The following is a 205-nucleotide window of genomic DNA, read 5'->3' as shown; positions in this document are numbered from 1 at the left end:
TTTAGCTGAGAGTATTTTGCCGTCAAAGCGCAAGGCTTCACGCATACGAACCCAACCTAGGTTTGGTATGCGAATCTGTCTGCCTTTAACAGCAAACTGCTCATTAGACAGGCTAAACCTATCGTTAACGCCTTTCTTGCGAAACTGTGGATACTTAGCCTCGCCCTTAAAGAAGCGCTTATAGGCATCACCTAGCTGCATAATG

Annotated in this window: 1 pseudogene; it reads right to left on the bottom strand. The window is 45.9% G+C overall.

Going from position 1 to position 205, the window contains the following annotated elements:
* A pseudogene (locus tag A1232T_RS13580) lies at positions 1-205 on the bottom strand (RNA-guided endonuclease InsQ/TnpB family protein); the annotation flags it as partial.

Source organism: Psychrobacter pasteurii (assembly GCF_900162815.1).
In the GTDB taxonomy this organism is placed as follows: domain Bacteria; phylum Pseudomonadota; class Gammaproteobacteria; order Pseudomonadales; family Moraxellaceae; genus Psychrobacter; species Psychrobacter pasteurii.
The sequence above is the reverse complement of the archived record's forward strand: the minus strand, read 5'-3'. Positions and strand labels throughout refer to the sequence as shown.